The following is a 13,205-nucleotide window of genomic DNA, read 5'->3' on the forward strand; positions in this document are numbered from 1 at the left end:
TTGCCCATGAAAAAATTATCGCGCTTGCTGTTAACTCAAACACTATTTGCCGCCAGTATTTTATCGCTTCCCATAGTGGTACAAGCCAGTACCGAAGCACGCTGGGTACATGGTTCCTGGGTCAATGTCCGTGCCAGACCAGAAGCCAATGCAGAAGTGTTGACACATCTGGTCGTGAATACGCCTGTGCAGGTGGATGTGTCTGCATCGAATACCAGATTCTGCGCCATTACCTGGGGTGCGGGGCAGCAAGGTTTTATGGCCTGCAACTTATTGGGTGACAAGGCTTTGCGTTTGGAAGACTTTGTTGATAGCTATCACCGTACTGGCGAAAGCACTAATTATTTTCCTGCTCGCAGTTTCTGGATGGCACCCAGCTTAAGGCGTCTGCAAGATGCCGGTTCCTACTTCCAGGAAACCATGCTGAGTCCGCAACAAAAAGCACTGGAAACCGTAGACGACAAATTTGTCTGGGAAAAACGACCAATACTCAAGCGTTTTCCTATACCTGAGTTTGAGGCCATGAAGCAACGCATGATGGCCGGTGTCATAGAGCCAGACTCCGCCTCTTTCCAGCCACCTGCTCTTTGGGAAAATTTGTTAAGGCTGGCAAGGTCAGAAGAATTGCCGGGTAAACAGACGACAGCAGCTACAAGTCGTTTGCATTCTTCCCTGTTTTATCCCGGTGTGCTGCTCATGTTGCGGCAACTGGATTTGCCTGCTGCTGCACCATCATATTTTAAATCCCTGGATGAATTGGGCAGGCCTTCTGCCAACCCTGAAGAGATTTCCAGGCAATACAAGATGCCCTATGTCATCAAGCCTGTCACTGGTCCTTATTGGGACAATTACGAAGCTTCAGGCATCAATATTATCGGTTGGTGGGATTTGGGCAAGGTCGATGTATTCCTGCAAAAGCCGATTTTCAAGCATAGTGTAATGCTCAGTGGGCGATTGCAATCAGCCAGCTCGGATGTAAAGTACAGCCTGGGCGCAGATAACTGCAAGCAGGGTTTTCGTTACGGTGGGCCCGATGAGCAAACCGAACCCGTGAAAAGTCTGGCGCAGCGCAGGCTGGAACCCAAAGCCAAGGATGAAGCGGTTTTGTATTTCTATACCCGTGACAAATTACCTGCATTGAATGGCATGGCGCAAGTGACAATGCAAGCGCCAGTCAAACTGCAATACGACGGCGAGGCAAAGTCGAATAACTCCGAGCATTTTTCTCAGGCCAGCATCACCAGCATAGACCTTGACAATGATGGCGTCGTCGATTTTGTCATCGCTGAAGCCTGGCACCGCGGTATCATGTTCGACAGTGCCGTGCATCAACCAGCTTATAGAGTGATCTTCGTCAATGCAGGCGGGCGCTGGTATTTATTTGATATAGACCAATATACTATCTGTGGCTGTTAAATCCTATTACCAAACCTATCTTGAGCATCATCTCTCTCTCCTCAGGCGTACAAAATAATCTCAGTATTATGCCACGCTGGCCTGCTACACAAGTATTGATAGATAGTTTGGCCTGGCAAAAATTGCAGGCTGTGCAAGCTAGTTTGCCCGGACATCTGGGTTTGATACTGACGCGCGCCTACGAGCCTCGTGTCTCAGAATTGGGTCGAGCCCGCACTGCGTTCCGGCGTGCCGGGATCTGTCTGTTTGGCCTGCTTTATCGTCATAGAAAAGAGGAAATACAAGATATCTTCGGCAGCAATGGGCATGATCTTGATGGTACACATATTGATGTTTCTTTCAGCATCAATGGGCAAAGGGTACGCTTATTGCCTTTGAGTGTATTCACTCCCATGTCATGGCAAGCGAGGCGTATCAAAAAATTTGATGAAGAACTGAGTATGGTACTGGCAGCCTTGCTTGCCCAGGGTTTTCAATTACACAGGAATGCCACGGAAAGCCTGCAAATTCATTGTGATTTAAAACCTGTACTGTAGCAGGCCCTCTGCCAGAAAATCAAATACTGTCCTGATACGTTTGCTGGATTTGAGTTCTCTGTGTGTCGTCAACCAAACCGGCAGGGCGGGAAGTTCTTGCCCAAGCAGCACCTGCTCCAGTTCTGCATGGCGCTCTGCCAGCCATTGCAAGGCGATGCCTATGCCCAGCCCTTGCTGCATGGCTTGCCAGTTGACCAGATGATTATCGCAGCGAAAGTCGAAAAAGCTGCGGTCTACTTGTATACCTGCTGCACGAAATCCGGCAATAAACTGGTCAGACTGATCCAGTCCCAGCCAGCGGAATTTCTGCATTGTTGCGAGCGAGGTGGGCGAGTCAGGAGTAGGCAAGCCGGGCAAGCCCGCCAGATAGTCTTTGTGTCCATACATGCCTATGGGCCAGTCAGTCAGGTGGCGGGCAATCAGGGCTGACTGGGTTGGCCGTACCATGCGTATGGCGATATCGGCTTCGCGCTCCAGCAAATTGCTGACCTGGTTACTGGCCACCAGCTCTATCTGGATTTCTGGATGTAGCTGGGCCAATTGTCTTAGTAATGATGGCAAGACGAAGCCGGATACCATTTCACTGGCCGTAATCCTGACCGTGCCGCGCAACTCGTGGTTTTGCGTGGCAGCAGCCATGCCCAGTGAGCGTGCTGCTGCCATCATGTAGCGGGCTGGCTCCACCAGGTTTTCACCACTACTGGTCAATTTCAAACCACGTGCCACTCTTTCAAACAAGGCTGCACCTACGCTGCTTTCCAGCTCTGCAATCTGTCGTGACAGCGTGGGCTGACTCAGGCCCAGCACCTCGGCTGCCCGCGTCAAGGAACCCTGTTCAACCACAGCAACAAAGCTGCGTATCAGGTTCCAGTCAGTCTGGCTGGGGTCAAAAGTGAGCTTGGACATGGTATTCCTTGATGGCGATTGTAATAGCGGTATGCAAATTTGAATAATATCTATCCATATATGTCGATTGTAAATGCATAGGCTGTGCTTGAAAATGCTTTCATCAGCTAATTTGCTGACAGGCATAAAAAGGGATTTCCTATGAATCTTGCAAGCAAAGTGAGCAATGTCCAACTGCCTTCGGTTCTGGTACTCGGTGCGAAAGGCCGTCTGGGTCAGGGTGCTGTCGAGGCCTTTGCCGCAGCAGGCTGGCGCGTGATTGCCCAGGCACGTACAGCCAGCCATGACAGGCCGGGGCGCAATATAGAATTCCTGCAATGCGATGTACTTGATACCACCCGCATACTGGCTGCCGTGCCCAGGGTGGATGTGGTGATCCATGCCGTTAATCCCGACTATACCCGCTGGGATACGCTATTGCCCCCAACCACCGAAGCAGTCATACGCATCGCTACCGCCAGCCAGGCCTTGTTGATGGTGCCCGGCAATGTGTATAACTTCGGTGCTGATTTACCGGCGGTGCTGGCAGAAGACACCCCCTTTGTCGCCAATACACCCAAGGCTGCACAACGCATCGCCATGGAAGCAAGCCTGGCAGCTGCTACACAGCAAGGCTTGCGATGCGTCATCTTGCGCGCTGGTGATTTTATTGGTGGCACCGGCACCTGGTTGGACTTGGCGATCACCAAGTCACTCGCCAAAGGCGTGGTCACTCATATGGGGCCAGATGATGTGCCACATGCCTGGGCCTACCTGCCCGATCTGGCCAGGATATTCGTGCGTGTTGCTGAGCAACGTCAAGATCTGCCTGCATTCGAGGTCATGCATTACCCCGGTATCACCGCCACGGGCAAGGATGTACATGCCGCACTCGAGCAATTGAGTGGCCGCACATTGCAAGCCAGGGCCTTGCCGTGGTTGTTGATGCAAGGCATAGCCTGGTTTTCTCCCATGCTGCGCGCGGTCATCAAAATGCGTTATCTGTGGCAGCGTCCACACCAATTGCATGGCGAGAAGCTGGAGCATTTACTAGGCAAGATATCCACCAGCAGCTTGCCAGATGCCTTGCATGGCTATGTGCATAAGTCGCCTACCAGCAATTGATATTGCGCTGGCTTATACTGTGTTCATCTTTTCAGTGGAGATGGTATGAGCAAGCAAAATTTCTTTTGGCAGATACAGGCCGGTGAATTGCCGACGCCACCGGCAGCAAAGACCCTGGGTATACGCTTTACGCAGATAGATGCAGAAGCAGGCACGATAGAAACCGAGTTCCAGGCTGTCCATGAATTTACCAATCCGGCTGGCAATATCCAGGGTGGTTTTCTGGCAGCCATGCTGGACGACAGCATGGGGCCAGCATTAGCCGCCACTTTGGCTATTGGTGAATTTGCTCCTACCCTGAACCTGAATGTGTCTTACCATCGTGCCGCAAAAGTGGGGCTGATACAAGGCAAGGCGCGCATAGTAAAGCGCGGCAAGGATATCTGCTTCCTGGCGGCTGAGTTATATCAGGATGAGCATTTGATCGCTAGCGCGACGGCCACAGCCATGGTGCGCAATATGGCTGTGCAGGCCTGATCTGCAAGAATTGCCATAGCAGAGTATATTCAAGTTTTTCTTGTTGTTCATCGCATCCATGACTGAAACCAGCACCGTCATTATCGTTGGCAGTTCCAGAAGCACAGGCAATACTGCTGAACTCGCCATCGCTGTTGCCAGGAAACTCAAAGCCAGCGTTATCGATCTTAATCAATATCAGATCGCCCCCTTTGATTATGCATTCAAAAACCGGGAAGATGATTTCCTGGCACTCATGAAGCAGGTACTCGGCTTTGAACGCATCATATTTGCTACACCCATGTATTGGTACGCCCCCAGTGCTACCATGAAAACTTTCATGGACAGGATTTCTGATTTGCTGAAAATCGAAAAAAACCTGGGACGGCAATTGCGCAGCAAGAAGGCTGCCTTGCTGGGCACGGGTTGTGATGCTGAGCCAGCAGCCTGTTTTGAGCAAGTGTTCCAGCTGACTTTTGCTTATCTGGGCATGGCTTATCAGGGCATGCTGTATGCGCATTGCGAAAATGAATTTATCCATGCCCAGCATTTACTGGCGATAGACAAATTTACAGAGGCCTTGCATGCTCAATGAAACTCAAACCTCAGCTTATCTGCACAGGCTGGCATATCAGGGCCCACGCACTGCCAACCTGGCGACTCTGACAGCTTTGCATCATGCGCATCTGCAAAAAATTGCGTTTGAAAATCTCGATATCAGCCTGGGGAAAAAACTCGATTTATCGACGGCAGCTTTACTGGATAAATTACAGCAGCAAGGCCGCGGTGGTTTCTGCTATGAGCTGAACCAGGCTTTTGCACTCTTGCTGGAATCCCTGGGATTTAGCGTCAGCCGCTTGTCTGCCCGGGTACACAACGGCAAAGACTATGGGCCAGACTTTGATCATATGCTATTGCTGGTGCACGCGGGTGGGCAAGACTATCTGGCCGATGTGGGCTTTGGCGATTGCTTCCGTACGCCTTTGCAATTAGGTGGTGAGGGTTCGCATGAACTGGGCCTGCATTATTATCTGGCTGCGGATGATGAGCAACATCACGTGCTCATGCAGGCCAGGGATGGCGGTGCCGGACATGCGCAATACCGCTTTAGTTTGCAAGCTTATGCGATTAGCGATTTTTTTGAAATGTGTGAGTATCAGCAGACTTCGCCTTTATCCCATTTCACGCAAAAATCGATTTGTTCCATTGCGACTTTGGCGGGGCGTGTCAGTATGTCGAATAACAAGTGCATAGTCACAGATAGTCTCGGGCGGCATGTGCATACTATCCATGGTGAGGATGAATACAGGGCCTTGTTGCAGGAGTATTTTGGGATGAGATTGGCGGGGGATGTGGATGTAGGGAAGTTGTTGGTGAGGCAGGTATAGGAACTGTTTGCTTCAACCACTGACAATCTCATTAACGTCATTCCTGCGTAGGCAGGAATCTAGGGGCGTTCGTGGCATGCCGTGATGTCTATTAACTTCGATTCGTAGGTTGGGCCGGGCCTCGCTAGGCTAGCCCAACACTCGGCATTTGTTAACGCATTCCTTAAAAAAAAAAGCGATATTTTTGAGTTAGGTTTTTAATTACCTGCTTACGTTATTTAATATTGCAGGCCGGTGGTAGACCGGCGGCTACACACCTTTTTGCTTCGCCAAAAAGGTGTGCCAAAAAGGCGACCCAGGCGTCGCTGCCCCCTGAAGGGTGTCCCCTTTGCTGCAAGTCAAAAAATGGGAAAGTCCGAAAACTCGCTTCCCTTGCAGGGCGCACAATCGCTTGCAAGCGATTGCCGTTACGCAGGCGGACAGCATGCTGTCCGAAACCCCTGCTACACCTCAAACATCGGCCTTTCTTTTTCCATTTTCTGCCTTGCAGCAAAGGCATCGACACATGGGAACTGCAGAAAATCAACTGCAACGTCAACAGCACCATCAATCCAATTGCTGTTGATATTTCATGACACCGCAATCAATCAACAATCCGCATCCTGAATTGCCTGCCCTTGATATTGGTACGGCTCAGCCTATCTACCGTTTTTTCAGCAACCTGTCTGTCGATGGCGACGTAAGTCACAAATTCCGAGACATTGATTTTGCCTACCTGTTCTTTTTTCAAACCCAGGTCGGCAGTCAGCGCGCCGAGTAAGTCGCCGGGGCGGAGTTTGTCTTTTTTGCCGCCCATGATGCAGATGGTCATCATCGGGGCTTGCAGGTCTCTTTCCGGGCCGGCTTCAATTGCGTGGATATCGCCCCAACTGACGGATTCACCCTGATACTCTTCTATGAGTTTGACCCACTTCTTTTCGCCCGGTGTAGCGAGGCTCAGGGCCAGGCCTTTTTCACCGGCGCGGCCTGTGCGGCCTATGCGGTGGATGTGGACTTCGGTGTCTTTTGATACATCGACATTGATGACGGCACCCAGCGTTTGTATATCGAGGCCGCGGGCGGCGACGTCGGTGGCGACGAGGACTGAGCAGCTTTGATTGGCGAAACGTATCAGGACCTCGTCGCGGTCACGCTGTTCGAGGTCGCCATGCAGGGCCAGGGCGCTGATACCCTGAGCGTGCAATTCTTCTGTCAGTTCGCGGCAATGGATTTTGGTATTGCAAAAGGCAATCGTGGATGTCGGCTGGTAATGATGCAGCAGCGTGGCGACAGCGGTATTGCGCCCTTCTGGTGTGACCAGATAAAACATTTGCTCAATGTGATTGGCGGCATGCTGGGATTCGACCTTGATCTCCACCGGGTCGCGCAGCAGTTGTTCGCTGGCCTGGCGTATATCGTCCGGGTAAGTTGCCGAGAACAGCAGGGTTTGCCGGCGCGTGGGCGTGGCGGCGACGATGTCGTAGATATCATCATAAAAGCCCATATCGACCATGCGGTCGGCTTCATCGAGTACCAGGGTTTGTACGGTTTTCAGGTTGATGGTGTTGCGGCTGATATGGTCGATCAGGCGGCCAGGTGTGCCGACCACGATGTGGGCACCATATTCGAGTGAAGCAATTTGTGGCCGCATGGCCGTGCCACCGCACAGGGTGACGATCTTGACGTTTGGCATGGTCCTGGCCAGACGGCGCAATTCATTGGCGACCTGGTCAGCCAGCTCACGTGTAGGGCATATCACCAGGGCTTGTACGGCAAAATAAGTGGGATTGAGCTTGGCCAGCATGCCTATGCCAAAGGCGGCGGTCTTGCCGCTACCGGTCTTGGCCTGGGCGATCAGGTCTTGTTGCTGCAGGATGATGGGCAGGCTGGCTGCCTGTATCGCTGTCATTTCCTTGTAGCCCAGGCTGTCCAGATTGGCAAGCATGGGGGCGGATAGCGGCAGGGTATTAAAGGCGGTGGATTCTGACATGGGATGTATTTTGTATGAAGACGACGACAGCAGGCCGCTCTTTCATGAGCAGCCCGGCGGATATGTCGTCATTGTAGGTTAAGCTGCCGCCAGCGTCGCGGGCTTTGCAGTGTGAAAGAGTAAAACGCAGTATTTATGCCGGCCAGACCAGGTATTCAATGCCATTTTGTATAGAACCTATGACCAGGGCTTGGTTTTCGGCGCTTTCACAAAAACTGGCGAGGGCACCGGCAGCAGTAATTTTATGGGTATTGAGCTGGTCCAGCCAGTAATCGAACCCCGCCTTGTCTGGCGTCCTGTGCAAGACATTCTGGTAAAAATTATTGATCAGGGTGGTGTTCGACGGCGCACTGCCATATATTTTCTGGAACTCTGGGGAGAGCATGAAACCTGCTGCCACTGTAGTCAGGCTGGAGCCATGGTCCATGTCATTGATCCAGTAACCCAGGCCCTTCAAGTCTGGCTTGCGGTCAAAGGCGGCCTGGTAAAGTCGGTATGCCTGCCCAGCTGTGCCACTGATATCAAGGGCTATGTTTTCATCGCTGAAATGCAGACGCTCTACACTGACTAGTGTATCCGTACCTTCTATACCAGTTTTAGCGTTGACGACCGCGGTGATGCCACTTGCCGTGATCGTGTAATCGCCGTGCAAGCCACTGTAGTTGGCCGTATCCAGACCCAGGCCACCGTCTATGGCATCATTGCCACCGTTGCCAGTGAAAGTATTGTTGAGTGTGTTCCCTATCAAGCGATCGTCCCCGGCACCACCTATGGCGTTTTCTATATAGGCACCAAAAGCGATGCCCAGGTTGCCTATGCCGTCATAGGTGGGGACGGTGCCGCCGGTATACCCCTTGGGATTGGGGGCAGATATCATGCGGATATCAGAATAATTGCCAGGTGTGAGGTCTATCACGCAGCCCAGCGTGAAATTGGCGACGGAAATCGTGTCATTGCCACCAGCATCCCAGATGGTTTTGAAAAATGGGGTATTCGGATCAAAGGTGTAGGTATCATTGCCGGTTTTGTAATTATTATTGGCTCCATACAGATATTGCATGACAGCGATATCATAGACCATGGGTGTTTCCTGAACGACATCCTTGAAGGTAAACACGGGCTTGTTATTGCTGTCATAGGTGATGGTGCGGAACAAATCATTGTCTACGCTGGTATACGACATGATGGTATTCTGTCGTGTATCCATGGCGGCTGGCAAGGTCGTGCCAGCGTCAAAAGGATGCTTCAAGCCCAGCGCATGACCAATCTCATGCATCAGTGACATGAAATTATAAGAACCGGTACTCCAGTCCTTACTGGTAGCGCCCGAGCTTTCCGTCGAAATCCAGATATCACCACCATCAGGATAGCTTTTGTTCGGCTGGTAAGCCCAGCCCCAGGCTTTTTTATTCGACACCGTCATATCTATGGCCGAGGTCCAGGCGATGCGTATATCACCGGCACTGTTGATATTGTCAGCTACCGGGACGAAATTCAGGTTCGCGACATCGGCCCAGGCCTGGAAGGCTTTGGTAGCAGAAAGCTGTTGTTCTGCAGTCAAGGCAAAATGGGATGTGGCCTTTTGTTCTTCCAGTGTGGAATACTTGCCGGCAGGAGTGAGGCCGTAAAAATAAGAATCTCCACTTGTCCAGGGAAAGCTATACGAGACGGTCGCGCCTGTGGATGAGCCTCCCCCCCATTTGATGCCATGCAAGATGGCGTCAATAATGAGCTGGCCAGACAGAGGCACGTTGCTGGCGGGTGAGGCAGAATTAGGCGTAGGCATGGCGATGTATGGTCAATGCGGTAAATGCGATAAGTACGACTCTTGGCATGCTCGCATGCCAAGTATCCAAATTCTTATTTTAGCGGGTATTCATCAATTCTGATGGTCCCCTTGATAATAAAGGCAGACTGGTAATAATACGATAAGCGCATTAAGCTAGAAGGCATTCTTCCCTTCGCTCGGGATCATCACTGAATATTTCAGGAGACCTGCCATGATGCTTGCTGCCATAGTCTTGCTTTTGCTAATCGCTTTTATATTGTTTGTCGCCACCCGGCCAGATGATTTTCGTATTGAGCGTTCGCTCATCTTGCAGGCCAGACCGGAACAGATTTTCCCCCTGATTAACGACTTTCATGAATGGGAAGCCTGGTCGCCATGGGAAAAAGCTGATCCTGCTGTGCAGCGCATCTATAGCGGTGCGGCACAGGGGCAGGGAGCCATCTATGCCTGGAAGGGTAACAAAGATCTTGGCGAAGGCAAGATGGAAATTCTCGAAACCCGCCCCCATGATTACCTGCGTCTGCAAATCAATTTCTACAAGCCATTTACTGCGCAAAACACCATCGAGTTCCGCCTTGAAGAAAAAGAGGGTCACACTGTCGTCAGCCATGCCATGTTTGGCCCCAGCAATTTCATGTCCAAACTCATGAGTTTGTGCTTCAGCATGGATAAAATGGTGGGTAGTAAATTCGATGAAGGCTTGCATAGCCTGAAAAACATCGTGGAGAAAACCTGAGCTGGTTGATCAGCCTATAGAAAGGACTACACATGGCAAGACAGCGAAAATTCTATACCTGGTTATGCCAGCACAGTATCACCAGCTTTCTTATATTGACCCTGAGCTTCGTGGTATTTGGCAAACTGTCTTTTGATATTGTCCATCTGTTCAGCGCGAATGCAGAATACCTGCTCGATAATGGCTGGATAGGTTTGGTGGAAGGTGGTTTGCAGCAATTGCTGGAATTGATACTGTGCGCCTGTGCTGCCATGGCTGCATATATGCTCTTCAAATTATGCGAGCAGGCTTTGCTGGAAAGGCTGCGTCACCGCGCTGACTAAAAAAATAAAAAACCAAAAAACAAAACACAGCAAGAACTATCATGCGACAACACTGAGGTCTGGCTATTCTGAAGTCTGTCAGGGAGAAATGATTGAGCGAATCTAATTATCAAACGCGCATGCTGCGAGTATTAAGGTATATCGACAGCCATCTGGATGAAGATCTGTCGGTGGAGCGTTTAAGTGAAGTCGCAGCTTTCTCAAAATACCATTTTCACCGGCAGTTTTCTGAATACTTTGGTCTGGCGGCATTTCGTTATGTGCAGCTATTGAGGCTTAAAAAAGCCATGTATGAACTAGCGTTTCGCAGCCATAAACAGGTCATTGATATCGCCCTGGAGAATGGCTATGAAAGCAGTGAGGCTTTTTCCCGTGCTTTTAAAAAAAGCCTGGGGCTCAGTCCAGCGCAATTCAGGAAACAGCCACAATGGCATGCCTGGCATGCCTGGCAGGACAGCAATCTGACCATAGACCACATGAGAGAACAGCATATGCCTACTACGTATCAAATCGCCGACGTGCGCATCACGAACTTCCCCCAAACCCGCATAGCCGTGCTGGAGCACCGTGGCGCTCCCAGTCTATTGGGTAAGAGCATCCAGCAATTCATTGCCTGGCGCAAGCTCAATAAACTACCACCCAGCATCAGTGCGACTTTTAATCTCATCTACGATGATCCTGAGCAGACACCTGCTGACGATTATCGCTTTGATCTGGCTGCTGCAGTAGCGGCACCAGTGGCAGATAATGAGCATGGTATCGTCAACAAGATCATCCCTGCCGGAGAATGTGCGGTGATCAGGCATATAGGCAGCGACGCACAATTGGGCAATGTGGTACGTTTTTTGTATAACAACTGGTTGCCCCAAAGCGAACGCAATTTACGGGATTTTCCTTTGTTTTTTCAACGTATCAGTTTCTTCCCGGATGTACCTGAGCACTTGATGGTGACAGACGTATTTCTGCCATTGCAAAAATAAACTTACAGATCAAGCACCAGCTCACCTGCTTGAGCACGCGAGACACAGATGCAGATACGGTTTTTTTGCTCTGCTTCTGTCAACACGGCATCCCTGTGCTGGGCTTGTCCGCCCAGCAGTTTCACGGCGCAAGTACCACAATTGCCGGTTTCACACTCGGCATCTGCTGCCACACCATGGGCGCGCACTGCCTGCAAGATACTTTGATCAGCACGGACATGGATGATTTTTTTACTGCGCACCAGCTCCACCCGGATTTCTGCATCATCTGCTGACTTCTGTGCTGCAAATCTTTCATAGCGTATCCTTTGCTTATCCATGCCCAATGCTGCGGCGCTACTCAGCACCGCGGCTATCATGCTGGCAGGGCCGCAGACATAGATCAGACTATCCTTGCTGGCTGCCGCCATGATCTGGGGTATATCCAGACGCTGCTGCTGGTCAGCTGCGTGCAGATGCAGGGACGCCCCCAGCTGCCCCTGCAATTCCTTACGATATGCCATGGCCTGAAGATGACGGCCAGCGTAATGCAATACATATGGCCGGCCTTGGGCCTGCAAGCGCTCTGCCATGGGCTTGATGGCCGTGATACCTATGCCACCGGCAATCAGTATGGCCGGTGCAGCATGGGTATGTAGTTTGAAGTCATTGCGCGGCAGGTCGCAATGCAGATGCATGCCAAGTTCATACAGACCATGCACAGCCAGGGAACCACCACGCCCTTCAGGCTCTGCCAGTACGGCAATTTCATATACCTCCGGCCGCCCAGCAGCGGAGCTGATGGAGTATTGACGGGTTCCGGCTTGTCCATCTGCGAGCAAGACTGGTACGCGCAAATGCGCACCGGCAGTCACCACAGGCAAGTCTCCACCTTTAGGATCACGCAATTCATAGGCACGTATGCGCTGGCTTAGTTGGCGCACGCCAGTAATGACCAGTTCCAGAGGACCGTGGCCCAGACGGCTGAGTTTTACTGGTGAGGGCTGTTGCTTTAATTGTTCTTCGAGCTGACGGTTTTCTGCCAGCAGGCTGGCCAGCATGGCTTGCACTTCTTTATCGGTAAACCGGGGCGTGATGTGTTGCGGGCAATTCCATTCTATGGCTTCCACCGTGATTACTACGGCACGTTCGACACGAGCGCGGTAGCTGGACATTTCCAGTTTTGCGATCAAACGGGGATCTTCACTTTCATGGACGATCCTGGCCCGGCCCCAGATTTTCAGGCGGCGGCGGTTGGCGTAATCCATGAGTATCAAAGAGATCTTGTCGCTGGCAAACAGGTTGCCTACGCTCAGGTATTGGGCATTGCCGGAAAAATCGGCATAGCCTATGGTTTTATCATCAATGACTTTGAGAAAACCGGCCGGGCCACCACGGTGTTGCACATAGGGCCAGCCGTTTTGCGAAATCGTTGCTTGATAAAAGCTGTCACGGGCAGTGATGAACTCCATGTCCCGTTCCAGCAAGTAGTCACGTTTTTCTTCCGCCAGTTCAAAACCTCGATTGGCTTCACGGCTGCCATACAGGCTTTGTGCAGCTTTCACGCTAGGGGTAAAACTGATATCGGCGAATGCGCGTGACATGATGATTTCCTTGTTGTTA

13 protein-coding genes are annotated in these 13,205 nt (G+C 51.3%); 9 read left to right on the plus strand and 4 right to left on the minus strand.

From position 1 onward, the window contains the following. Positions 1–6: 6 nt before the first annotated feature. Both ACO0LC_RS01280 and ACO0LC_RS01285 read left to right on the plus strand, forming a co-directional pair. Positions 7–1,416 (plus strand): hypothetical protein, encoded by a 1,410-nt coding sequence (locus ACO0LC_RS01280; protein WP_422999836.1) that lies wholly within the window; start codon positions 7–9, stop codon positions 1,414–1,416. Between the two features lie 20 nt (positions 1,417–1,436). After that, positions 1,437–1,952 carry a hypothetical protein gene (locus ACO0LC_RS01285; protein ID WP_422999838.1) on the plus strand — a complete coding sequence of 172 codons (516 nt, stop codon included), beginning with the start codon at positions 1,437–1,439 and terminating at the stop codon, positions 1,950–1,952. Here the strand turns inward: ACO0LC_RS01285 and ACO0LC_RS01290 are convergent. Beyond that, the gene (locus tag ACO0LC_RS01290) at positions 1,935–2,858 is read right to left on the minus strand and encodes a LysR family transcriptional regulator (RefSeq protein ID WP_422999840.1); all 924 of its coding nucleotides are present in this window, start codon (positions 2,856–2,858) and stop codon (positions 1,935–1,937) included. The genes ACO0LC_RS01285 and ACO0LC_RS01290 overlap by 18 nt on opposite strands. A 141-nt stretch (positions 2,859–2,999) precedes the next feature. Here ACO0LC_RS01290 and ACO0LC_RS01295 point away from each other — a divergent pair, with 141 nt between their 5' ends. The 4 genes from ACO0LC_RS01295 to ACO0LC_RS01310 are packed head-to-tail and all read left to right on the plus strand — an operon-like array spanning position 3,000 to position 5,806. Continuing rightward, positions 3,000–3,962 carry an NAD-dependent epimerase/dehydratase family protein gene (locus ACO0LC_RS01295; RefSeq protein WP_422999842.1) on the plus strand — a complete coding sequence of 321 codons (963 nt, stop codon included), beginning with the start codon at positions 3,000–3,002 and terminating at the stop codon, positions 3,960–3,962. Positions 3,963–4,007: 45 nt separating this feature from the next. After that, a complete protein-coding gene (locus tag ACO0LC_RS01300) occupies positions 4,008–4,439 on the plus strand; it encodes a PaaI family thioesterase (RefSeq protein WP_422999844.1) in 432 nt (143 codons plus the stop codon). Positions 4,440–4,497: 58 nt separating this feature from the next. Then, positions 4,498–5,013, plus strand: coding sequence for a flavodoxin family protein (locus tag ACO0LC_RS01305; RefSeq protein WP_422999846.1), 516 nt, complete (start codon positions 4,498–4,500; stop codon positions 5,011–5,013). After that, positions 5,003–5,806: an arylamine N-acetyltransferase family protein gene (locus ACO0LC_RS01310; protein ID WP_422999848.1), complete on the plus strand. Its 804-nt coding sequence runs from the start codon at positions 5,003–5,005 to the stop codon at positions 5,804–5,806. Before ACO0LC_RS01305 ends, ACO0LC_RS01310 begins: the two co-directional genes overlap by 11 nt. Before the next feature lie 583 nt (positions 5,807–6,389). Here ACO0LC_RS01310 and dbpA read toward each other — a convergent pair. Then, positions 6,390–7,775, minus strand: a complete 1,386-nt coding sequence (gene dbpA / locus ACO0LC_RS01315) for an ATP-dependent RNA helicase DbpA (RefSeq protein WP_422999850.1) — start codon at positions 7,773–7,775, stop codon at positions 6,390–6,392. Between the two features lie 133 nt (positions 7,776–7,908). After that, positions 7,909–9,561, minus strand: a complete 1,653-nt coding sequence (locus ACO0LC_RS01320; RefSeq protein WP_422999852.1) for a DUF4214 domain-containing protein — start codon at positions 9,559–9,561, stop codon at positions 7,909–7,911. Positions 9,562–9,775: 214 nt separating this feature from the next. On the opposite strand from ACO0LC_RS01320, the gene ACO0LC_RS01325 reads away from it, so the two are divergent. The 3 genes from ACO0LC_RS01325 to ACO0LC_RS01335 all read left to right on the plus strand — a co-directional run bounded on the left by ACO0LC_RS01325 (position 9,776) and on the right by ACO0LC_RS01335 (position 11,603). Next, the gene (locus ACO0LC_RS01325; protein WP_422999854.1) at positions 9,776–10,300 is read left to right on the plus strand and encodes an SRPBCC family protein; all 525 of its coding nucleotides are present in this window, start codon (positions 9,776–9,778) and stop codon (positions 10,298–10,300) included. 32 nt (positions 10,301–10,332) lie between these two features. Further along, positions 10,333–10,623, plus strand: coding sequence for a hypothetical protein (locus ACO0LC_RS01330; RefSeq protein ID WP_422999856.1), 291 nt, complete (start codon positions 10,333–10,335; stop codon positions 10,621–10,623). A gap of 92 nt (positions 10,624–10,715) precedes the next feature. Beyond that, the gene (locus tag ACO0LC_RS01335; RefSeq protein WP_422999858.1) at positions 10,716–11,603 is read left to right on the plus strand and encodes an AraC family transcriptional regulator; all 888 of its coding nucleotides are present in this window, start codon (positions 10,716–10,718) and stop codon (positions 11,601–11,603) included. 2 nt (positions 11,604–11,605) lie between these two features. Here the strand turns inward: ACO0LC_RS01335 and ACO0LC_RS01340 are convergent, their stop codons facing one another. Continuing rightward, positions 11,606–13,186: a pyridoxamine 5'-phosphate oxidase family protein gene (locus tag ACO0LC_RS01340; protein WP_422999860.1), complete on the minus strand. Its 1,581-nt coding sequence runs from the start codon at positions 13,184–13,186 to the stop codon at positions 11,606–11,608. Positions 13,187–13,205 lie beyond the last annotated feature (19 nt).

This window comes from Undibacterium sp. JH2W (assembly GCF_049340425.1).
Taxonomy (GTDB): domain Bacteria; phylum Pseudomonadota; class Gammaproteobacteria; order Burkholderiales; family Burkholderiaceae_D; genus Undibacterium.